Origin of the sequence: Phytopseudomonas daroniae (assembly GCF_004327285.1) — a bacterium.
Classification (GTDB): Bacteria; Pseudomonadota; Gammaproteobacteria; order Pseudomonadales; family Pseudomonadaceae; genus Aquipseudomonas; species Aquipseudomonas daroniae.
The window spans coordinates 113910-136722 of sequence record NZ_QJUI01000010.1 but is presented as its reverse complement, the minus strand read 5'-3'; the positions used below and the strand labels follow the sequence as shown (position 1 = coordinate 136722).

The window sequence follows — 22813 nt, the reverse complement described above, 5'->3', positions numbered from 1 at the left end:
TCGCCGAAGCATGCTGGATCGTCAGTATCTGGATCTCGATTCGAAGCGTCTGGAGTACCACCTGCTGCCAGGTTTGGATCGCCATAAGCCCACCCTGGTTCTGCTGCATGAAGGGCTTGGCTGCGTGGATATGTGGAAGGACTTCCCGGCTGCGCTGGCCAGCGCTACGGGCTGCGCGGTGTTGGCCTATAGCCGGATCGGCTACGGACGATCCAGCCCGGTGGCGTTGCCGCGCCCACGGGATTACCTGAGCGTCGAAGGGCCTGAGGAACTGGAGCAGGTACTCGACAGGCTGACCAGTGGCTCCGTGATCCTGATCGGCCACAGTGACGGCGGGTCGATCGCCATGGCTTACGGCGCCCGCCGGGATCCGCGTGTTCGCGGTATCGTTTCCCTGGCGGGGCATGTCAGCGTGGAGGCGCTTTGCCTGGTGGGAATTCGCCGGGCCGTCGAGGCGTTCCGGCGCGGTGACCTGCGCGAGCGTCTTGCCGAGTATCACGGCGACAATCTCGACGGTGCCCTGCGCGGCTGGAGCGAAACCTGGCTGCGGGACGACTTTCGCGACTGGAACCTGTTCGCCGAGTTGCCTGCCATCGAAGTGCCCCTGCTGGCGGTGCAGGGGCGTGAGGACGAATACGCGACGGCGGAGCAGTTGGCGATTATCGCAAGAGAGTCGCCCAGCGCGACGACCGTGCTCCTGGAGCATTGTCGCCATTTTCCGCAGAACCAGGCCCGTGAGGAAACGCTGCGACTGATCCAGGCGTTCCTTCGACGCCTGGCCGTCGACTGAGGTGTTGCGCCGGCCGGTGTGGTTCAACGATCCATCTCGCCCAGCAGCCAGGACACGGCTACGCCTATGACCAATGCCCAGAATGGCGCGCTCACCCCGAGCAGGGAAAGGTTGCTCATCGCCACGGCCAGGGCAACGAAGGCGCCGATCTGGCAGGCCGATCCTTTCTGGAACGCCTGCTGCAGCGAGGTGAGTAGAACCCCCAGCATGGCCAGGCCGGCTACTACCAGGATCAGCTCCTTGGGCAAGGCGGTGATGAAGGGAACGGCGATGCCGGCGAAGAGGCCGAACAGCGCAAACAGGGTGCCGTTGACCAGCGTGGCGCCATAGCGGGTGCGCGGGTTGTCTCCGGCCTGGTCGCTGGAGCAGATGGCGGTCATCGGGCCGGCGATGTTCGCGTTATGGCCGCCCAGAAGACCGGCAAGCATTCCGCCGAGCCCGCTGATCACGGTCATGGCGTTGACTGGCGGATCGTACTTCTCCGCTATCAGTACGCCGGTGGCTTGGGCGTTCTCGGCACCGATGACGAGCGCGGCCAGCGGAATCGAAATGGCGAGGAAAGCATCGAAGGTAAAGTGCGGCATGGTGAAGGCGGGCATCACGAAGGCGATATCGACATCCTTCGGCGTTACCATTCCCATCGCCAGGGCCATCACCAGGCCGACGACCACGGCCGCCAGTACCGGTGGAATGCGGCGGGTGAAGCGCATTGCCAGGAAGAACGCGAGCGCCGCGGCGCCGGCCATCAGTGGGGCGGCGGATACGGAGTCCACGGCACCGGTGGCGAAGCGGATCATCGCGCCGGCGATCATCGCCATCACGATGGGGATCGGTAGCCATCGCATCAGCTTGCCGATCACGCCGGTCACACCCAGCAGCAGTACCAGCGCACCGGCCATGATGAAGGCGCCGGTCGCGTCGGCGAAGTTCATTCCGCCCAGCGCGGAGATCAGGATGGCGGCACCGGGAATGGAATAGGCGCCGCAGATCGGCTGTCGGTAGCGCAGGGCCATGTACAGGCTGATCAGCCCGCCGAGTACGTAGATGGCGAACAGCCAGGCGACGGTTTGACCGTTGCTCAGTTGCCCGGCTTCCGCCGCATTGATGACGACCAGGGCGGGGCCGGTGCAGCCGAACAGCGCGGCGACCGTGCCGGCACTGACAGCTTTCAGGCTGAACACCTGGCTCATGGGATAACGTTCTGTCGCTGTGCCGGCGGGCGGCAACGGACGGCTGTGGGTTTCGCTGCTCATTTAGAAGTTACTCCGCTGTGCTGTTGTCGTTGTTTTGCGGTGCAGGCGGGCGCGAACGCCCGCAGAAATGCTTCTTTGCTGATCAGTCGCCCTTGAACACGGCGGTGCGCTTGCCGTGGAATGCCTCGACGCCTTCGCGGAAATCGTTGGAACTGCGCAGCCGGCTGTAGCAGTGGCCTTCCATTTCGATGGCGACTGTCAGCGGTGCGTCTTCGTTGTCGTTGATCAATTTCTTGGCGGTGCGCTGGGCCAGTGGCGAAAAACGGCGCAGCTCATCCACCAGTTGTGCCACGGCACCTTCCAGCTCGCTGTCTGCGACGCATTCGGTGGCGAAACCCCAGTCGTAGGCCTGCTGCCCGGTGATTCGCTTGGCGCGCATGACGATGTGTTTGGTGCGGGTGATGCCGATCATTTTCTGCAGACGGGCCGAGCCCCCTGAGCCGGGAATCTGCCCGAGATTCTGTTCCGGCAGGGCGTAGCGCGTGGTTTCCGACGCGATGCGGAAGTCGCAGGCGAGGGACAGTTCGAAGCCGACGCCGAAGGTATAGCCGCGGTTGGCGGCGATCACCGGCTTGCTGCAACGTGCCGGCGCGGCGACGTTCCAGGCCAGTTTCGATACGTGCTCAGGCGAGGCCTCGAGGAAGCCCTTGATGTCGCCGCCGCTGGAAAAATGCTCTCCCTGGGCGCGCAGGACGATCACGCGGATGCCTGGATGTGCGTCCAGAGCTTCGAAAACCGTTTTCAGCACATCGCGTTGGGCCATGGCGATGACGTTGAACGGTGGCCGCGCGAGGACAATGTCGGCCCGTTCGTGGCCGAGATCCAGCTCGACGCTAAAGCCGTCGAATGGCGTTTTCAGATACTGCTCGATGGATTGTGTATCGTTCATGGTCGGATCCTTCTGGGATAGGAAATTCAGCTGGCGGCCTTCAGCGTGCCGTAGTCGGCCACCAGTACCCGGCGCAGCACCTTGCCGACAGGGGATTTGGGTATCTGCTCGATGAACTCGTAGCGACGAGGACGCTTGAAGCGGGCGAGGCCTGAGGCGATGCAGTGGGCGTCCAGGTCAGCTTCGCTGATGGGTCGACGGGCCTTGATGAAGGCGCTGATCAACTTGCCCCATTGCTCATCAGGCAGGCCGACCACCACGACTTCCTCTACGTCCGGGTGTAGGGAGAGGACGTTTTCAATCTCCGCCGGGCTGACGTTCTCGCCACCGGTGATGATCAGATCGTCGACCCGTCCGGTCACGAACAGGTCGCCGTCCTCGTCGAAAAACCCGGTATCGCCGGTGAAATACCAGCCGTTGCGCAGCGACTTTTCGGTGGCTTCCGGGCGCTTCCAGTAACCCTCGAAGGCTTCGTCGCTGGAGAGGTCGGCGATGATCTGGCCTTCCTCGTGGGGGCGCAGCTGTTGGCTGGGCGAGTCCGCGTCCACGGGTACCACGCGAATGCGCTGGTTCAAGGCGCAGCGGCCGGACGAACCGGGTTTGCGGGTCGCCTGCTGGTCGATGGTGAAGGTGTAGATCTCCGAACTGCCATAGTGGTTGACGAACAGTTCCGGCTTGAAGGCGGCCTCCACCCGTTGCAGCAGGCCATCGCTCATCGGTGCTCCGGCAAAGCCGATCTTGCGCACACTGGCGACACGTTCGCGGTTGAACGCGGGGTGTTCGATGAGCATGTGATAGAGGGTGGGCACCAGATAGAGGTCGGTGACCTTTTCCCGCTCGATGGCATCCAGCGTGGCTTCGACGTCGAACTTGGGTATGCAGACGAAGTGGCCGTCCAGCAGCGCCATCGACAGCAACGAGCGCACACCCATGGTGTGGTAGAGCGGCATGACGCCCAGGGTGCATTCATCGTGGCCATAGAGGTTCTGCGCGACATGCGCGACTGCCGCGGCACGTTCGGCGCGGTGGCGCCGTGGAACCCCCTTGGGCCGGTTGGTCGTGCCGGAGGTATAAAGCATCAGCGACCACTCTTCTGCACCGGCACGCAGGATGGTGCTGGCCGGTGCCTCGGCACACAGCTCGTCGAAGGCGATCGCCTGGTCGCCGACGGGGGCTCCGGTGGTGATGCAGGATAGCCCGCTGATCCGGCATGCTTCGATGGCCTCCCGAGAGACGTCATCGTGGGCAATGGCGCGTGCTTCCGAATCCGCCAGGCACCAGGCCATATCATCCGCGGTAGCCCGCCAGTTCAGCGGGGTCATGATGATTCCGCTGAACTGGCAGGCCCAGTGCAGCGTTGCCATCTGCCAGCGGTTCTGCATGCACACCAGAAGGTGATCGCCTTTCTGCAGACCGCGCTTTTCCAGCCCGTGTGCGGCGCGCTGAATATCCGCGAACCAATCTTCGTAGGTCTTCCTGACGTCGCCGTCACTGATCGCCAGGGCGTGCGGGCGCCGTTCGACGGCGGCGAGAAAACTGCGTCCCAGATCAAACATGAGCGTTCTCCAAAGAGGCCATTTGTTGTTGTCGTTGGTGGGCTACCTCGAGGATCGCCTGCACGATGCCGGTGTAGCCGGTGCATCGGCACAGGTGGCCCGAGAGCATGTCGCGAACCTGGCCTTCGTCCGGCAGCGCTACGCGCTCGAGGAATTCGACGCAGGACATCAGGATGCCGGCCGTGCAGAAGCCGCATTGCAAGGCGTGATGGCGGCTGAAGGCCTGCTGCAGATCGTTCATCACCTCGTCGCGGGCGAGGGACTCGACCGTGTCGATCCGTTTGCCCTGCGCCTGTACCGCGAGCATCAGGCACGACCGGCTCGCTACGCCGTCCACCAGCACGGTGCAGGCGCCACAAACGCCGTGTTCGCAGCCGACATGAACGCCGGTCGCTCCGAGGTCGTGGCGCAGGAAGTCGCAGAGTTGCGTGCGTGTCCGAGCGACAGCCTCACGTGGGTGGCCGTTGAGCATCAGGCGGATCGGAACGGTCTGGTCAGCTCGCGCGAGCATGTGGTTCTCCTTCGATCAGTTGTCGACCCAGTTCGCGTACCATCTGGCGGCGGTAGGCGGCGGTGGCATGGACGTCGTCCTGCGCACCCAGTGACCAGGCAAGGGCGTTGAGTGCTTCGGGCAAATCCTGGCCGAGGGGAAGTTGGCGCCGCACCGGTCGATCGGAGACTCCGCCGACACCGAGCACGGCGTGGTCGCGATGAATGCAAGCGGCGAGCGCGACCATTGCGAAATCGCCGTGGCGCATCGCGACTTCGCGAAAGCGGTAGTCGACGCCTTCCTCGCGCAAGGGAAAGCGCACAGCCGTTACCAGTTCGTCCGGACGGCGATCCGTGCTGAGCACCCCCAGGAAAAAATCCACGGCTGGCACTTCACGACGCTTGCCCTTCAGCGATTCGAGCACTACCACGCCGCCGAGCGTGACCAGGCACAACGGAATCTCCGCACTGGGATCGGCGTGGGCGACCGAGCCGCAGACGGTGCCGCGATTGCGGGTCTGGAAGTGGCCGACCCAGGGCAGCGCCTGTGCCAGTAGCGGCACGTCGTCGGCAAGGCTCGGGCGATCCAGTAGCTCCACCTGGCGCACGGCGGCACCGACTTCCAGCATGCCGCGGTGCGATTTCACCTCTTGCAGCGCTTGTATTCCGTTGATGTCGATGAGCACGTCGGGTTGCGTCAGGCGCATGTTGAGCACGGCCATCAGCGATTGGCCGCCGGCCAGCACGCGCGCCTTGTCGCCGTGAGCGTGAAGGGCTTCCAGCACCTCTCTCAAGCTGTCCGCGCGCAGGTAATCGAATGCGCAAGGTTTCATCGAGCGCCCCCCTTGCCGATCAGTGAGAGCAGGCGCTGCCAGAACCCATTGCCGCCCACTGGCTTGCCGGTCAAACGTTGGGCGAGGCGGGCGAAAATCTGCCCGATGATCGCGCGCGAGGCGCTCTGCAGCATGCGTCCGCCTACCGCGGCAACCTTGCCGCTGACCGCGGCTTCGTAGGCGTACTCGAGCCGTGTGTGGCCGTTGTCCAGCGCGACCAGGGTGATCAGGGCATTGCCGCTGGCCGAGCCCATCGGACTGTTGCCGCTGCCAGACAGGCGTAGGGCGTGCGGTGGGTCGAGGTCGTCAAGCACCACCCGGGCGGCGAAGCGCGCCTTGATCATCCCGACCCCAACGCTCACGTCCGCGCGGTAGCGGTTCTCGCCTTCCAGTTCCAGGGCATGGCAGCCGGGAATAATCGCCTTCAGCGTCTGCGGGTCGAGGATTGCGTCATATACCTGCTGCGGTGCGGCGGGAATCTCGACGCTGTCGCGGGCCTGTAGCGACGGGCTACCCGCGGCACGGGGCGGATTCGCCTGTTCGAGACCTTCGGGCGCGGGTGGCTCCTCCAGGCCGATCATCGCGCGCACTTTGGCTGGCGTGAGCGGCAGGCGAATGTCACCAACACCGAGCGCATCCGCAACCGCGTTGGCGATGCATACCGGGGTGCTCATATTGTTACCTTCGCCGACTCCCTTCGCGCCAAGCGGCGTGAACGGCGATGGCGTCTCCATGTGCAGGATCAGTGGCTCGACGGCTTCCGGCGCGGTCGGGATGAGGTAGTCGGCCAGGGTGCCGGAGAGGAAGCTGCCGTCCTCGCCGTAGGCGAACTCTTCCATCAGCGCTACGCCGAGCCCCTGGGTGAACGCCCCGCGAATCTGTCCGTCGACCAGCATCGGATTGAGGATGCGCCCGGCGTCGTGGCAGGTTACATAGCGGTCGATGTGTACCTCACCGGTCACCCGGTCGATATCCACGGCGCAGATATCGAAGATGAAGCCGTAGCACAGCGAGCTGTTTATGCGGTCGTCATCGTCGGGAGCGGTCAGTTCCGGTGGCGACCAGAAGGCGGTTTCCCGCAAGGCGCCGGGCTCGCTTGCCGGTAACAGGCCCGGCGACCAGTGGGTGGCGCCCGCGATTCGATGGAAGGGTTGGCTGGGGCCGTTGTCGACGAAGACCTTGCCACCGGCAAAACGAATCTGTTCCGGCTCCACCTTCCACATGGCGGCGGCGATGCCGGCCATGCGTTCGCGGATACGGACAGCCGCGTTGTGCACGGTACCGGCCACCGCGCCGGCGAACCGACTGGAATAGTTGCCGGACGCGATCGACCAGGCGTCCTTGCCGGTATCCAGTTCGACGTTGACGCTGACCTGTTCCAACGCGACGCCAAGTACATCGGCGACGACTTGCGCGACGACCGTCTGGTGCCCCTGTCCCTGTGGCGTGGAGGAAATATGCACACTGACATCGCCGAGCGGCCCGACGGAGACCGTCGCGCTACTCACGGCGCCGTTCTTCGGCCCTGCCTTGCGGCGTTCCTCGGGCGTCATGGCTGTGGTGATATAGCCCATGTTGGAGATCGAAGGCTCGACGGCAGCGGTGTAGCCGATGCCATAGAGGCGGCCTGCGGCGCGGGCTTCTTCGCGGCGCTTCAGCAACTCCTGCAACTGCCCCTCGCGCACGGCCAGGTCTACGGCTGCGGGGTAGTCGCCGGAGTCCAGCAAGGCGCCGGCCGCCGCCCGATAGGGAAAGCTTCCACTGGGAACCAGGTTGCGGCGTATGACCTCCAGCGGGTCGAGATCAAGCTCGACCGCGATACGCTGCATCAGTCGTTCCAGCGCGAAATACACCTGTCCGCCACCAAAGCCCCGGTTAAGGCCGGTCGGCATCTTGTTGGTCAGCACCACCCGGTTGCGAACGGCCAGGTGGTCGATGGCGTAGGCGCCGGTCAGGTTGCCATGCATGCGATAGAAGGTGGCGGGCTCCGGTGCCCGGAGGTACGCGCCGCAGTCATCGATCTGGTCGTAGCGAAGAGCCTGGACACGTCCGTCGCCGTCAACCGCGGCCTCGATCTCGCAGACCCGGTTGGTGGCACTGGATGACGCCTGCAGGTGTTCCAGCCGATCCTCCACCCATTTCACCGGAGCGCCGACCTTGCGCGCAGCGAGCCCCATCAGGACGACATAGGGGAACACGCCTTGCTTGATGCCGAAGCTGCCGCCGGAATCCGGCGGCGTGCGCAAACGGAGCCTGTTGCCTGGGACGTTAAGCCCACGCGCCATCACCGAGTGCAGCGCGAAGGGGCCCTGGAAATTGGAAAGAATGTCGTAGGTGCCGGTAGCCCGCTGGTATTGAGCGAGCACGACGTAGCACTCGATGGGCGTGCATGAGTTTCGCGGGAAGTGCACCTTGATCGAAACCTGGTGCGCGGCATTGGCAAAGGCGGATTCGGGATCCCCATAGCGAAAGCGCCGCTCGTTGACCACATTGGCGCCAACGGCTTCGTGAAGGACTGGCGCGTCTTCCGTCGCGGCGGCTTCCGGATCGATGACGGGGAGTAGCGGCTCGTACTCCACCTTCACGGCATCGAGCGCGTCTTCGGCGAGGTAGCGATCCTCGGCGATCACGACGCAGACGGGCTCGCCGACGTAGCGCACCTTTTCCACTGCCAGGCACCAGTGCTCCATCGGCGCGCGGACGCCGACGGGAAACGGATTGGCCCAGCGTTTGACGTCTTCACCCGTGAGCACACCACGTACGCCGGGTAGTGCGATGGCAGCGTCGGTATCGATCGATACCAGGCGTGCATGGGCATGAGGTGAGCGGACGATGGCAGCGTGTAGCGTACCCGGCGGCACTGCCACGTCATCCGCATAGCGTCCGAGACCCTGCAGTAGCGCAGCGTCCTCGACACGTTGCTGGCGGGTGCCAAGCTTGGCCTTCATGTCCGGCTGGTAGGCATTCATTCGACTCTCGCGTTCTTGTTGTTAGCGCGACGGCTACGGCTATGGCGAGAGTCTATGAAGACGAGCGGGCGGTTACCTTGCCGGGCGATCCGCGTTTTTGCTCCTGGGTATTGGAATTTGCCTTAGCGTCTGATCCAGCCGTACGTTGGTGGATCCGCAAAGCTCATCAGCGTTGTCATCGTAGTCCGCCATAGCGGCGTACTTCAGCGCTGTAGGGAGTGTCCGGCGGTCGCCAGGCCAAGCACCTGCATGAGTACGGAAGGTGAGGTAACACGCACGTTGCGCGTCACCTCAGCACCCTTACGGCTGGCGCCTTTGTTGCCAGCCAGCCACTGTTCTGGCAACAAAGGGCCCGAGGGATAGCACCATGAGCAGGCGCAGGAACTGTGAGGCCAGGATCAGCGGTAGAAATACGCTGGCGTCTCTGGCGATGATGACGATGGTTTCGATACCCCCTGGGCTCAGTGCCAGGTAGGCGGTGAGCAGGTCGATGCCTGGGATCAGCCTGGCCAGTACGAGGGAGAACAGGCCGCAGACGAGAATGATCACGGCAATCGCAGCCAGCATGATCGGCAACAGGCCCAGGCAATGCCTGAGTGCGTTGCGAGTGAAGGTCAGGCCCACGTACCAGCCCGTCATGGCGAAGGCCGGGATGAAGAGATAGGCCGGGACATCGATCACCACGATGCCCGCGGCCTGCAGGGCGGTGCCGGCGAACGCTGGCAGCAGTAGCGCCAGGGCGCCGATGCGGGTCAGCTTGCTTGCGCAGTAGCCACAGAGCGCCAGGCCGAGTGCGGCGAGGGTGGGGTGGTAGTCGGTGGGCAGATTCCAGGCGAGCCGCAGCGGGCCGCTTGCCGCTTCGGCGGCTTTGCCGGTATCGCCAAGCAAGGCGGCCATGGAGATGGACGCCACGGAAACCAGCACGATGCGCGTGTACTGCATCATCGCCACCACCCGTGGGTCTGAATGGTGTGTGTCGGCCAGCAGCACCATGGCGGAGGCGGCACCCGGGAACAGCCCCCAGATGGCGGTGGTGTCGGGCAGCCAGCGGTATCGTGCGATGACCACGCTCACCAGCACGATGACCGTCATGGTCGCGAGGTTGATCGCGGTCAGCTCGAACCAGTGTTCGAGGTATACGGCGAGCAGGCTCGGGGTGACGAAGGCGGCGATCAAGCAGCCCAGAACGCTCTGGGCGCCGAGCGAGAAATTCCTGTGCAGGCGCAGGCCGGCCCCGCTCAGGGCCATGGCCACTGCGGCAAGCATGGGGCCGAGCATGAAGGCCGCCGGTACGTGCTGCCGATGCAGCAAGGCAGCGGAGCCGGCCGACAAAAGAATCAGTATCAGCCATCCGGTGAGCCTGGCGGTGCCTCGTGTTGTCATGATTGAGCCCAAGGGCGCTCCTCGTCAGTCATCGTTGAAAGCAGCGGTTCGGTTCTTCGCTCCCGGCTGGCCGGGCGGCTGAAGAGTGGAGCAGTTCGAGGCAGCCCCCTGGCCATCGAGGTGGGCCTGTACGAAGGCGAAAGCGTCCTGCAACGAACCATGCAGCACGCCGTCGTGGCCCTGCCCCGCATAGTTGAGCCAGGTGACCTGGTTGCCAGCGGCGCACAAGGCAGCGGCGACGGCGTACTGCCTGATCGGCGTGATCGTCTGGTCGGCCTGGCCGGTGGCGATCATCAGAGGCATCGAGACTGGCGCCAGGGGCATATCGGTCGTCGGCATGCGCAGGGCGGCGAGCGCATCGCGGGAGATGGCCAGCAGATCCATGAACGAGTCGACCTTCAGCTCTCGGGCCTTGAGGGCGATTTCACCGGTGCAGCCCTGCCGGGCGACCTTGAGCAGCTCGCGGCCCTTGGCCGACAGTATGTCGTCCAGGAGCGGGGCGTCCGCGCGCAGGCCGCCCGTGGCGAACGACAGGAACATGGTGATGGAGTCGCGAACTGGAACCGCCACTGGCCCATCGGGAAAGGTGCTGTTGGGCGCCGTGACGACCGCCGCGCGGATATCGAGCTCGGGCGCATAGGCCGCGGAAAGTATCGCCGCGCCCAGCGCCGCGCCGCCGCCCTGGGATTGCCCGGCGAGGATGACGCGGTTCGCCAGCAGGCCCGGCCTGAGCGCCTGGGCTGCACGAATCGCGTCCAGCACGGAGGTGCCTTCTGCCTGCCAGACCGAATAGGGATGAGGCCCCGGGCCACCCAGGCCCTGGTAATCACTGACGACTACCGCGAAGCCATGCTCCAACCAGCGATTGATGTAGGCCGCGTCGCGATCCTTGAGTCCCGTCCAGGAGGGAGCGCAGACGTCGGCGATGCCAAGTGTGCCGTGTGCCCAGGCCAACAGTGGCCAGCCCTCGGGGGGCGAGTCGGCGGCTGGCACAAACAGCGTGCCGCTGACGGCAATAGGGCCGGAGTTCCAGCGCTGATCCATGGAGCTGTAGAGCATGCGAACGGCCTGCGCGGCTGCGGGCATCTGCTTCTGCACCGGCAGGGTTTCGCTCCGCAGCAGTGAGCCGGGCATCGCTGGCATTTCATCGTGCCAGCGATAGAAAGGGGCGAGGTTCATATCGCCGACCAGAGGCCCTGTTGGCAGTTCGCTGGCTGGCAGTACCCTCGGTGAAAGAGCGACACATGCAGCCAGGCAGATCTGCAGGAGTACCGGTGGCACGGTTCCAACTATCGACATCGAGCGTTCGCCTCGCCAGAAATGGGCCTATGGCAGAGCCGTTCATCCCAGCTCTCAGCTGCTCGCTCCCTGCGGGAGCGACGACGAAACAGCGCAGTCTCGTTGATGCTGATCAGGAGAATGGCGGGGCGTCTTGCGCCGGGCTGGCCCGTGAGCTGGCGAGAATGTATGCCACTGGTTGACGAGTCGTAAATCTGTACGCAGATCGTCAATATGAGCGCTGGCGGCAGTGATGCGCGCGCGGCTGTGGCGGTAACGCCGGCCAGCAGAGTGCCTGGCCGGGGCCGCTCAGGCGCTCTGCTGGCGCTATTCGATTGGCTGAAGGATCCTGGCGAACGGGCGTGCGCGTCGTTCAGCCCGGTAGTTTGCCGGTGTAGTTGGCTCGCTGACGGGCTACCGGCAACTGGCACTGTTCACTGGCATGGGCGATCCAGCCGATTGCGCGGGCTATGCCGGCCAATGCCAGTTCCTCGCCGACGAGGTTGCATTTTCTTCCCACGAAGCTGGCAAGCAGAACGAACTCCGGCGGTTTGCCCACCAGCTCGTCGACCACCTCTGCGGCTTTCTGCAGGTTCTGGAACTCCGGGTCGGCGCCGAACACTTCCACCAGTGCGCTCATGAGGTTGCCCACGCGCGGATCCACCATCTTGTGGGTGGAGTGGTTGAATCCCGGGATCTCACCGCTCTGGCTGAAGTACTGCAGTATCGTCGGGGTGGGGTTCCTGGCGGTGCATATCTCGGTCAGCAGCCGGTTGGCTGCCTGATGCCTGCTGTAGGCGGTTCGCCTGCCCTGATAGGTGGTAAGCCCTGCGATCGCCGCATAGTAGGGGGTCACTCCCGTTCGCGCTGCAGCACGGACGCTGTAGGTGCAGTGGTCGAATTCGTGGTCGATGAACAGCACCAGCAGGCGCCGGAGCAGATCCCGGTACGCCGGATCCACTCCCAGCCCTGCGCTGAGGAACTCGTGCAATGGTTGTGTACTGGGAACGCCCTGGCCGGTAATGAGCGACGCCAGGATGCGCACCACGTCGGCACCCGTGCGGGCATAGGCATCAGGGGAGAGGTCGAAGGCGCGCGGGTTTTCGTGTTCGACCAGCGGAAAAAGCGCGATGGCCTTTTCCGACACGCTCATGTGCCGGTACAGCTCGAGCAACGCCTGCGTGCTGGCGGGCATCGTGGGGAGTGCTTTCGAGAAGGCGCCCGGTGACTGCCAGATGAGTTCCGCGGCCTGTTCGACGGTCGCGCTGTCGGCCAGCTCGGTGGCGCTCACGCCTCGGTAGTAGACGCCATTGTCCGTCAGCAGGGTTATGGCACTGCTCTGGATGCCCAGGTCGAGCTCGGGTTGTTCGGCGACCTTGGCCCGCCGTTCGCCCTTGGCCAGCCTTTCGATATCCGCTGCCCAGTAGCGCCGCTTGCGCGACCCGTCGACTTTCACGGAACGGATGTTCTTGCGGCTGACGTAGGCGTAGAGGGTCGGCAGATTCACGCCGAGGCGGCCAGCCGCCTGCTCGGCCGTCAGGTACAGGTGTTCGTCGCTCATGGAAAGCCGCTCCCGCTGGTGAACCAGATCCCGGGTTTCAGGTATTGGCGCTTATAACATGCATGTATTAATTCAGTAAATATGCATGTTTAAAATCAAGATTTACGAAAAAAACGTCAATGTGTACCGTTGTGCCGTGATCGCTGAACAGGTCACCTACCTCTAAAAATAAGAAAGGACAATGAAATGGCTTGGATTGGTTTCGCGATGGTCATTACGTTCATGGTGTTGATCATGACCAGACGATTGTCGGCGGTCGTGGCGCTCATTCTCGTTCCGGTGGTGTTTGGGTTAATCGCCGGCTTGGGCAGTGGTATGGGCGGCATGATCATGGATGGCATGCGACAGGTCGCGCCGATCGCGATCATGCTGGTATTTGCGATACTTCTTTTCTCGATCATGTATGACGCTGGGCTGTTCGAGCCGCTGGTCAGAGTGATCACGCGCTTTGCAGGGCATGATCCCTTGCGCATAAGCCTGGCGACCGCATTTCTAAGTGCGGTGACCTCGCTCGATGGCGACGGAACCAGCACTGTACTGATCGTGATGACGGCATTCCTGCCCGTTTACCTGCGCATTGGAATGAACCCGCTGATCATTGCGTTGCTCATCCTGCTGACCAACACCATGATCAATATCATTCCCTGGGGCGGTCCTACTGCCCGCGTAGCCAGTGCCCTGCACCTGGACGTGATGGACGTTTTCGTCGGCCTGATACCGGCTGCCCTTTTGGGCCTGGTCTACGCCACGGGCGTGGCGTGGTGGCTGGGCCTGAGAGAGCGAAAGCGGCTGGGCTGGGAGCCAGGAAAAGACATGCTGGTGGCGGATGCGGACGTGAAGATGCCTGAGGTGGGTAGTAGCCATCAACGCCCGAAGCTCGTTTGGATCAATCTGTTTCTTATGCTTGGAATGGCGGGTGCCATGGGAACCGGGTTGGCGCCGTTGCCGGTGGTCATGGTGGTTACTTTCGCCTTGGCGCTGGTTATCAACTATCCGCAGTTGTCTGAGCAGAAGAAACGTATTGCCGCACACGCCGAAAACGCCGTTACGGTTGCGACCCTCATCTTCGCTGCTGGTGTATTCACGGGCATTCTTACCGGCTCGGGCATGGTGGACGCAATGTCCCAGTCATTTGTCTCGATCATTCCGGATGCGGCAGGCAGTTATATGGCGTTGATCACGGCCTTCGCCTCGCTGCCTTTTACATTCTTCATGTCCAATGATGCCTATTTCTTCGGCATTGTCCCCATCCTGGCGGCAGCCGGTGCGGAATATGGTGTAGACCCCATTCATATCGCGCGGGCTTCCATGCTCGGCCAGCCCGTCCATGCGCTCAGCCCGCTGATCGCTGCCATTTATGTAATAAGCGGCTTGCTCAAGAGAGAAGTTGGCGAACTTCAGAAGTTTGCATTGTTGCCAGCGGTCGGGGCGTCCCTGGTATTCATCCTCGGCGCCTTCCTGAGCGGGGCGATTTCCTAACCATTCATGGTGAACCAATGTTGTATGCGGCCGGCGATTGATTGCCAACTGCAGTGAACTCCTGCGTGAACAATAAATATAAGGAACAGGACGTGAACAATAAAAAGACGATGTTTCTGGTGGCTTCGTTGTTGGTAATGGGGGCGCAGGCCAAGGCGTTCGCTTCCAATATCCATGATTACAACAGAACCAATAACGAGGGTAAGTTCAATCTCTACCTGCGCGCCGTACATATCGATACGCGGATCGAAAACGGCCTCATCGAGGATAACTTCGGTGGTTTTCCGTTCGGTGATCGCCTTGGTGGTACGGCGCTTGGTTTAGTGGCGGACTATAACTCCGGCTATTGGCGCGACAGCATCGGCTTCGATGCCTCGCTTTACGGTGTGGCGAAGCTCGATGCGCGGCCGGAAAACCGCGATCTCTTCGACGACACCTCGGGCGACAGCGAAGGGTTCGCGAAGTTGGGCCAGGCGAACCTCAAGTTGCGCCATGTCGGTGACAACTGGTTCGCCCTGCTTCAGGCGGGCCGCGGGCGGTTCGATGCCGGTACGGTGGTGACGCTCGACACCAGAGCCGTGCCGGGCAGTCTCCAGGGGGCGAGGGGGCAGATTCAGGTCAATGGCCTGGATATCGGCCCGTTGCCGGGCGTATTGAACGTCGATGCCGCGTACTTCAATAGAGTGTCTCCGCGAGACAGGGAAGACTTCGAACGCATTGTCAGTAACAGTGGATTTGAAGTAGACGATATCCAGACCTTCAGTATCGGCTATGACGCCAAACTCTTCGCATTGAAATTCGCCCAGGGCGTTGCCAAGGATTTCAATCGCAATACCAGTTATGCCATGACACTGCGTGCGCCGCTCGGAGAGCGCGGCGGTGTGATCTTCGAGACCCAGTATTACGATTTCCGCAGCGATGGCAGCATCTGGGAGCGCGACTGGCTCGACGGTACGGCGGGTTATGACGACAAGGCAAGTTGGCTGAATCTCAATCTTGGAATGCAAGTCGATCGGTGGAGCGTCGGCCTTTCCTATTCCAAGACCCGCGCCGAATTGAGCAATGGAAGACTGGGTTACGCGTTCTTCGATCACGGTGAAAACGTCGATGGTTTGATGGATGCCTGGACGCGTTCGGGTAACGACTTCAATAACGACGATGAACGAACCTGGCAGATAGCCGCTAAATACGAGTTCGACGGCAAATCCATCGCCGGACTTTCGCTGGATGGCTTCAACGTGATGGCCTTGTTCAAACGGGGTCGCTTCGATGCGACCAACCCGCTTTCTGGAATGACCACCGATGTTCGCGAAAGCCAGACCGAATATCGCGTGAATTACCGCTTCGAAGAGCCCGATTACCAGGGTTTGTCAGTGGGAGTCATTTATACCCGTTACTGGATTGACCAGGACTTCGTTGCCCTGGTGTCGGCCCAGCCAAATAACGTGGTGAACGGAAAGGAACTCAGGATGTATGTCGATTACGCCTTCTAACCTCGACGGCCTTTCAGGCTCAAGTTCAATAGTGGTGCTGATCAATGAAAAGAAAGTCCGTGGTGATAACGCCCAAGTTTATTGATGATTCAACGATCCGCTTTCTGGAAGCCCATGATTGCGAGGTTGTGGTTGCCGAGTTTGCCGACGGCAGAACGGATGCCAATGCCACGGAGGAGGAGTTGATCTCGCTCCTGGCGCATGCCGATGCCTGGATAGTCGGCCATGCCAGGGTGACGCTGAGTCTGCTGCAGTCGCTGCCCCGGCTCAAGGTCTTGGCGCGTAGAGGCGTGGGCTACGAACGGATCGATCTCGACGCGGCGGTAGACGCCGGTAAGTTCGTGACCATCGCCGCTGGAGGCAATGAAGAGAGCGTTGCCGACCACACGTTGGCGCTGATGCTCGCTGTTGCCCATCGCCTTCGAGAGTCTCAGCAACAGCTCCTCGATGGGCCCGGTTCGATCCTGATCGGCCACGACCTTTATGCCAAGACAGTCGGAATAGTCGGGCTAGGCCGTATCGCCCGGCAGGTGATCAAGCGCTTGCGAGCATTCGATACGACCATCCTGGTGGCGACTCCGCAGCCCGCCATTGCGGATGCGGGCATCGAGTACGTCGACCTCGAGACGCTGCTGCAGCGCAGTGATTTCGTGTCCGTTCATGCGCCGTTGAAACCCGACAACAGGCACCTGATCGACGCGCGCCGACTGACGTTGATGAAAAGCAGCGCTTTTCTGATCAACACCGCGCGCGGTGGATTGGTTGACGACCGTGCGCTGCTGGCTGCGCTGAAAGAAGGACGACTTGCCGGGGCAGGGCTCGATGTATTCGAAAGCGAGTCGGATCCAGGCCTGGCAGAGGTGACCAAGGAGCTGGTGCGCCTTCCCAATGTGGTGGCAACGCCGCATTCGGGAGCCTCGACCCACGAAGCGTTGCAACGCACCAATGCCATTGCGGCGAGTTGCGTCGTGGCGCTGCTCGCCGGCACGCAGCCTCCGCGAGGATGCCTGGTCGCTGAGCCTACGCAATCGCTTTCGTGAATCCATCTTCAGCGAACCGGACTTTTCCGGAGTGCGCAAGCGCGTGCCCCATCAAGCGAGAAAGAGAGAAACCTCAATGACAGACACCATGAAAGATACGATCAAAGTAATAGTGCCCTGCGGCTCCCTGGGCGCTGGCGTGCGTGAGGAGGAGATCGCCTACGGGCTGGCGCGTGGCGCACAGGCGATCGCCACCGATGCGGGCTCTACCGATAGCGGTGCGGCCTACCTGGCCCTGGGCAAATCGAAGAACAATCGGGGAGCGGTCAAACGTGATCTGCTGATCCTGATGAAGGCCCACGCGGATACGGGGATTCCCATCATCATCGGCACTTCCGGGCAGGCCGGCGGTGACCTCAATCTGGCCTGGACACGCGACATCGTGCTGGAGGTGGCTGGTGAATTGGATATCGCGCCGAAGGTCGCACTGATCCATTGCGAACAGGACAAGGAGACGATCAAAAGGCTGAACGCGCAGGGTCGCATCACCCCGCTTGCACCTTCGCAGGCGCTGGACGACGCCACGATCGACTCTTGCGAGCATATCGTCGCTGCCCTTGGCGTGGAGCCCTTCGTGGCCGCTCTCGAAGGTGGTGCTGACATCATTCTGGCCGGCAGGGCCACCGATACTGCGGTGATCGCCGCTTTTCCGATCTGGAAGGGGGCACCCTGGGGCCCCTCCTGGCATGCCGGGAAGATCGCCGAGTGCGGGGCGCAATGCACCGAAAACCCCACTGCCGGATCCGGAGTATTGCTCAGCATAGACCGCGACGGTTTCGAGGTGGAGCCGCTGAACTCCGGCAACCGCTGCACGACCCAAAGCGTCTCCGGGCATATGTTGTATGAGAACAGCGACCCGTTCCGCCTCACCGAACCCGGTGGCGTACTCGACGTGGCAGAGGCCGAGTATCGGCTGCTCGATGAGCGGGTGGTCAGGGTGACGGGCTCACGCTGGGATGCCAAACCCTACACCATGAAACTGGAGGGCGCGGCTGCGGGCCAGTACCAGACGATCATGCTGGTGGGCGTGCAGGATCCGGATGTGCTCGCCGACATCGATGGGTTCCATGATCGCTTGCTGGAAGCCCTGTATGCACGCACGCGTCAGTGCATTCCTGCCCAGGAGCTCGGCGAGTTCCATATCTCGCTGCGCATGTACGGCTGGAACGCCGTTACCGGGCTCAGGCCATCGGCAGGCACGGCAACCCCTCCTGAAGTGGGAATCCTGTTCGTGTCGACCGCCGCCACCCAGGAGATGGCCAATACCATCGCCCACGCCTGCAATCCGTACTTTTTCCATTATCCCAGCATCATGGGCAAGGAACTGCCTTCTTACGGTTTCGCTTTCACACCCGCCGATATTCCGCGTGGCCAGATATACGAGTTCAAGTTGAACCACGTGGTGCAGCTGAACGATCCCTTCGAGCTGGTCAGCACCGAGTGGCTGAACCCGGCTGAAGCCAACCATACCCAGGAGAAGCACCATGCCTAAGTTGCGCGAAGTGACTCGCTACATCAGGTCGAAGCAGGCGGGCCCGTTCTGGATCACCTTCGACATCTTTTTCGACAGCCGCGAAAGTTTCGATCGTTACCACGACAGTGAAGCCCTCTCTACCGAGGGGTTCGCCAAGCTGTACGGGGCCGACCCTGCCTTCGTAAAACGCATCCCGGTCGCCCAGCTGGAGATGATCAAGATCTCCTATCCCAGGCAGACCCCGCAGGGCGGAATGGTCGAGCGGGATATGCATGCCGGGCAACAGTACGTCCGGCTGCTGGATGTCGCTGTCGATTAGACAGGGATTCACCTCTCGTTGTGCGGGCTACCGGTGCAAAGCGCAGCCCGCCAGAGGGGGCTGCCGTGCCGGGAATCCGCCCCTGGCAAGAGGGTGAGCGCGTGCAAGTAGATCAACCTGTTTCGCGGGCAGTTTCCGGCCCGCTTTGAATCGAGAGGGCATCATGGGGGATATCACCCTAGCGAAGCGTATCGCCAGGTACGCGTATGAGTTTCCCATCACCGGTTACCCGGACGATCTGACCACCACTGTGCGTAATCGGCTGCTGGACAGCCTTGCCTGCATAGTGGGCGCCTATGGCGCGGAGCCCGTTCAGGCCAGCGTCGCCTATGCTGCTTCCGTGCGCAGTGGGGAGGCGGGCGTTTTCGGTACGTTTCTGAAAACCACGCCTGAATGCGCTGCCTTTGCCAATGGCGTCATGGTGCGCTTTCTCGATTACAACGATGGCTACATGGGACTCGAACCGGGACATCCGAGTGACAACATTCCCGCCTGCCTGGCCGTTGCTCAGGCGGAAAAGGCGGGGGGACGCGAGCTGATTGCTGCCATTTTGCTCGCCTACGAAATTCAGATGCGCTTGCAGGATGCCGCCAGCTTGAACAGGAAAGGCTGGGATCATGTGAATTACATCAATGTCTCGATGGCCGTGGCGGCTGCCAAGCTGATGAAGCTGACAGAGCAGCAAATCGAGCAGGCGATCAATATATCGTTGGGCGGCCATCTTGCGATGCGCCAGGTGCGCTCCGGAACCCTGTCCGACTGGAAAGGCTGTTCGGCGGCGAACGCGGCCCGCAATGCAATATTCTCCGCGCAGATGGCACGGCACGGGATGACCGGGCCATCGCCCATATTCGAAGGCGAAATGGGTTTTCACAAACAGGTCACCGGGGATTTTTCGCTCGATGTGGCCAGCTTCGGCTCGCTCATCAATGACGACTTTGCCATCAGGCGCTCCCTGACCAAGACCTTCCCCACCAACGGAGAGCTGCACACCGCCGTATGGGCGGGCATTGAACTCAGTCAACGCATAGGCGACATATCCGCGGTCGACTCCATTCGTATCGAAACATCCGAGTTCAACAAGCGTGTGCTGGCCGATGGCGTGGATAAATGGCGGCCTCGTACTCGAGAAACCGCCGACCACAGCTTGCCTTACAACGTGGCGCGGGCATTGATCGATGCGGATATTTCTGTCGAATCCTATTCGCTCGAGAAGATAACCGATCCACTGGTTACCAGGCTTATGGAGAGAACCACGGTTACCGAGGACCCGGTGCTTACCCAGCTTTTTCCAAACCATTTGGCCAATCGGGTCATCGTGAAATTGAGATCCGGTGAGGCGCTCGTCAGCGAGGTCATTACCGGGCCTGGGTCAGTCGAGACGCCCATGACCGAAGCGGACTTCGAGAACAAGTTCCGCAAGATGGCTGCTCCACACCTCGGCAAGGGAGCGCAGCAGGGTGTTCTCGCTTTCGTTTCGACTCTCGATCAGCAAAGCGGATACGACGCACTGTTCGCAGCGATGGCGCGCGCAGCGAAGGACGCATGCCCATGAGCAACTGCGATGAAAATGCCAATGCCGGGCAGGCCGAGACGACAGCGCCTGCGGTTCACCCGGACGTCACCAGGGTCGTCTCACGCTTGCGTGACGCCGGGCTGACGCCGCCCGCTGACGGCGATGTAGCAAGCATCCGGGATTATCTGCAGCGCATGACCTCATACCTGGCGGCGAGCAGCGTACCGCTGGAGTGCGAGCGTCTGCTCGGTTTCATGGCAAATGGGCGCCGGGTGCCCTGCAAGCTTTACTGGCCTGACGGCAGCGACCCACCCGGTTTGATGTTCTATTGCCATGGCGGCGGTTTCCGGCATGGCTCACTGCCGGGGTGGGACGCTCCGCTCAGACAATTGGTGCGCGAAAGCGGTGTGGCGATCCTTTCTGTGGACTACGCATTGGCGCCGGAACATCCATTCCCGGCAGCATTCGAAGAGGTTGTCGCTGTCGCGAAGCAGGTGATCGACATGGGTGCGGTCGCCGGTTTTGAAATCGGTCGGTTCGCATTCGGCGGCGACTCAGCTGGCGCCAACCTGGCGCTGGGAGCGGCGCTCGCGCTACGTGAGTACGGCGTGAAGGCGCTGGATCATCTGCTGCTGTTCTATGGGGTGTATTCGAAAGACACCACGTCGGAGTCGTGGAGGCGCTGCAGCAATTTTGCTGGCTACGGGCTTTCTGCCGATTCGATGCGCGGCTATTGGCAGAGCTATCTACAGCACGACCAGGCCGACTGGCGGGTTCAGCCTCTGCATGCGGATCTGCATGGGTTGCCAACCACCCGGCTGGTGGTGGGTGACCTGGATCCGCTTCTGGATGATAACCGAGCGCTGCAGCGCAAGCTGGAGACCGCCGGCGTGGAGGCGCACCTGACAGTCGCCCCTGGAATCATTCATGGGGTGCTTCGTTTCAATGAGTGGGCGCAGGTGGTACGCGATCTGATCCGGGACGAAGGTGCTGTGCTTTCCAGGTCGCTGCTGAGCAACCTGCCTGGCGCTGGCGGACGGACGGAACCACGGCCCTAGTGCCGAGCTGTACTGCGTTCAGGTCGGCTAAAGGAAAGGGGCAGATTCATTTTCCGGCCAGGAAAGCCGGCCAGTGAATCTGTCCCCTTTTTCCCCGTAATGGTTCTGGCTGCTACCTTTGAAGCGTGCGGCAAAGACCAATCCCTGCATCGATGACCTGGATCTGCGTCGAATCGCGCCCGGCGGGGTATGCGCCGGCCCGAGTGGCCATCCCATGGCCAGTATTCCGTTCGTCAGAAATGCCTCGGCAGCATGGCGAAGCGCGGCATTGCGGCCGCTACGCATGCGAGTCTGGTTTGGCTGGGAAGCCTTGATAAGAACTCTGAATGAGCCTGCCGATTATTAGTCTGACTGTCGAACCACCAGATAAGGAAGCGACACAGATGGCCAACTTTCTGAAAGCCGACCCACAGGTGGTGCCTCGTATCGTCGACGAAATGGAGCGAGAGGGTTACTCCGTCATCAAGGGTTTCCTGACCGAAGAGCAACTGGAGGCAGCCCGCAAGCATGTGAATCACGAGGTGGCACGGCATGACCACGAGTATTTCGCCTTGCAGGGTCAGGACGCGGTGAAGGGCAGCATCTTCGAGGAGATGAGCGTATCGCCCCAGGTGATGGATCTGTTCCAGCAGATCTACCAGGCCGGGGTCGGCCAGCCACCGCGCTCCCCGGATATCTTCCCGGCCTTGCGTTGCCTGCAGGGCAAGACCGGCAAGCGCGAGTCCTATTATTTCCACTACGACGCCGCAGCGCTGACTGCGCTGATCCCGCTCGTTACGCCCACCGAGGGGCGCTACTGCGGGGATTTCATCTTCTTCCCGAACTTGCGGCGCATTCGTTCGAATCTGTATTTCAACATTCTGGAAAAGGCGGTCATGCAGAATACGCTGAGCCAGAAGCTGATCACCTTCGCCGTCAAACGCGGCTGGCTCAAACCCGTGAAGATCAAGATCGTGCCGGGCAATGCCTATTTTTTTTGGGGCTACCGTTCACTTCACGCCAATGAGCCCTGTGACCCGAAAGCGCTGCGCTCCACTGTATTGCTGCATTACGGCGAACCGCACAGCCGCGAAAACCTGGCCTCGCGGCTGTTCCTGGGCTGGAACTTCCGCCGCGCACGGCTCAGCAATGAGCGAACCACGCGCAAGGACGGGGGCTAACCGGAGGGATAGACCACGATTATTTCGTGCCATTCGTGGCCTGTCTCCACATGCATTTCCCTAGAGCCTGATCAGGCTTTTTGTTTTTGCTGGGTGGGTGTTATCTGGCTCGCTGCAGGGCATTGGCAAAAGCGTTCTTTGCTCTAGGAACCTGTTCGTACATAGCAGGAGCTCGTATCCCTATGGATCGGCGGCAATAAGGCGTTAAGCAGACGTAGGGTGGATGACGCTCTTTTCATCCACCATTGCGATCGCTAGGTTGGTGGACGGATC

The 22813-nt window shown here is 61.9% G+C and carries 18 protein-coding genes; 9 read left to right on the top strand and 9 right to left on the bottom strand.

Features of this window, described 5'->3' with window-relative positions:
• The first annotated feature begins 10 nt into the window (after positions 1-10).
• The gene (locus DNK06_RS13120) at positions 11-790 is read left to right on the top strand and encodes an alpha/beta fold hydrolase (protein ID WP_131180454.1); all 780 of its coding nucleotides are present in this window, start codon (positions 11-13) and stop codon (positions 788-790) included.
• Between the two features lie 23 nt (positions 791-813).
• On the opposite strand, the gene DNK06_RS13115 is transcribed toward DNK06_RS13120, so the two are convergent.
• The 9 genes from DNK06_RS13115 to DNK06_RS13075 all read right to left on the bottom strand — a co-directional run bounded on the left by DNK06_RS13115 (position 814) and on the right by DNK06_RS13075 (position 13001).
• Positions 814-2043, bottom strand: coding sequence for a benzoate/H(+) symporter BenE family transporter (locus DNK06_RS13115; protein ID WP_131180453.1), 1230 nt, complete (start codon positions 2041-2043; stop codon positions 814-816).
• An 82-nt stretch (positions 2044-2125) separates the two neighbouring features.
• Positions 2126-2932: an enoyl-CoA hydratase/isomerase family protein gene (locus DNK06_RS13110; protein ID WP_131180452.1), complete on the bottom strand. Its 807-nt coding sequence runs from the start codon at positions 2930-2932 to the stop codon at positions 2126-2128.
• Positions 2933-2958: 26 nt separating this feature from the next.
• On the bottom strand, positions 2959-4488 hold the full coding sequence (locus tag DNK06_RS13105; protein WP_131180451.1) for an AMP-binding protein: 1530 nt from the start codon (positions 4486-4488) through the stop codon (positions 2959-2961).
• Positions 4481-4999 (bottom strand): (2Fe-2S)-binding protein, encoded by a 519-nt coding sequence (locus DNK06_RS13100; protein WP_131180450.1) that lies wholly within the window; start codon positions 4997-4999, stop codon positions 4481-4483. Before DNK06_RS13100 ends, DNK06_RS13105 begins: the two co-directional genes overlap by 8 nt.
• Positions 4983-5810 carry an FAD binding domain-containing protein gene (locus tag DNK06_RS13095; RefSeq protein ID WP_131180449.1) on the bottom strand — a complete coding sequence of 276 codons (828 nt, stop codon included), beginning with the start codon at positions 5808-5810 and terminating at the stop codon, positions 4983-4985. Before DNK06_RS13095 ends, DNK06_RS13100 begins: the two co-directional genes overlap by 17 nt.
• On the bottom strand, positions 5807-8779 hold the full coding sequence (locus DNK06_RS13090; RefSeq protein WP_131180448.1) for a xanthine dehydrogenase family protein molybdopterin-binding subunit: 2973 nt from the start codon (positions 8777-8779) through the stop codon (positions 5807-5809). Before DNK06_RS13090 ends, DNK06_RS13095 begins: the two co-directional genes overlap by 4 nt.
• Positions 8780-9079: 300 nt before the next feature.
• Positions 9080-10162, bottom strand: coding sequence for an AbrB family transcriptional regulator (locus DNK06_RS13085; RefSeq protein ID WP_131180447.1), 1083 nt, complete (start codon positions 10160-10162; stop codon positions 9080-9082).
• A 24-nt stretch (positions 10163-10186) separates the two neighbouring features.
• On the bottom strand, positions 10187-11341 hold the full coding sequence (locus DNK06_RS13080; protein WP_131180446.1) for a lipase family protein: 1155 nt from the start codon (positions 11339-11341) through the stop codon (positions 10187-10189).
• 472 nt (positions 11342-11813) lie between these two features.
• A complete protein-coding gene (locus DNK06_RS13075; protein WP_131180445.1) occupies positions 11814-13001 on the bottom strand; it encodes a citrate synthase in 1188 nt (395 codons plus the stop codon).
• A gap of 186 nt (positions 13002-13187) precedes the next feature.
• Here DNK06_RS13075 and DNK06_RS13070 point away from each other — a divergent pair, with 186 nt between their 5' ends.
• From DNK06_RS13070 to DNK06_RS13035, 8 genes are all read left to right on the top strand, one after another.
• Entirely contained in the window at positions 13188-14480 is a 1293-nt protein-coding gene (locus DNK06_RS13070; protein ID WP_131180444.1) for a CitMHS family transporter, read from the top strand.
• A 92-nt stretch (positions 14481-14572) separates the two neighbouring features.
• On the top strand, positions 14573-15973 hold the full coding sequence (locus DNK06_RS13065) for an OprD family outer membrane porin (RefSeq protein WP_131180443.1): 1401 nt from the start codon (positions 14573-14575) through the stop codon (positions 15971-15973).
• A 44-nt stretch (positions 15974-16017) separates the two neighbouring features.
• Positions 16018-17013 (top strand): phosphoglycerate dehydrogenase, encoded by a 996-nt coding sequence (locus tag DNK06_RS13060; RefSeq protein WP_131180442.1) that lies wholly within the window; start codon positions 16018-16020, stop codon positions 17011-17013.
• A gap of 31 nt (positions 17014-17044) precedes the next feature.
• Positions 17045-18505: an acyclic terpene utilization AtuA family protein gene (locus DNK06_RS13055; protein ID WP_242674664.1), complete on the top strand. Its 1461-nt coding sequence runs from the start codon at positions 17045-17047 to the stop codon at positions 18503-18505.
• Positions 18498-18806 (top strand): DUF4387 domain-containing protein, encoded by a 309-nt coding sequence (locus DNK06_RS13050; protein WP_131180441.1) that lies wholly within the window; start codon positions 18498-18500, stop codon positions 18804-18806. The genes DNK06_RS13055 and DNK06_RS13050 overlap by 8 nt, the downstream gene beginning before the upstream one ends.
• 163 nt (positions 18807-18969) lie before the next feature.
• Positions 18970-20361 (top strand): MmgE/PrpD family protein, encoded by a 1392-nt coding sequence (locus DNK06_RS13045; protein WP_131180440.1) that lies wholly within the window; start codon positions 18970-18972, stop codon positions 20359-20361.
• On the top strand, positions 20358-21380 hold the full coding sequence (locus tag DNK06_RS13040; protein ID WP_131180525.1) for an alpha/beta hydrolase: 1023 nt from the start codon (positions 20358-20360) through the stop codon (positions 21378-21380). Before DNK06_RS13045 ends, DNK06_RS13040 begins: the two co-directional genes overlap by 4 nt.
• Positions 21381-21763: 383 nt before the next feature.
• Entirely contained in the window at positions 21764-22540 is a 777-nt protein-coding gene (locus tag DNK06_RS13035) for a hypothetical protein (RefSeq protein WP_131180439.1), read from the top strand.
• Positions 22541-22813: the final 273 nt, after the last annotated feature.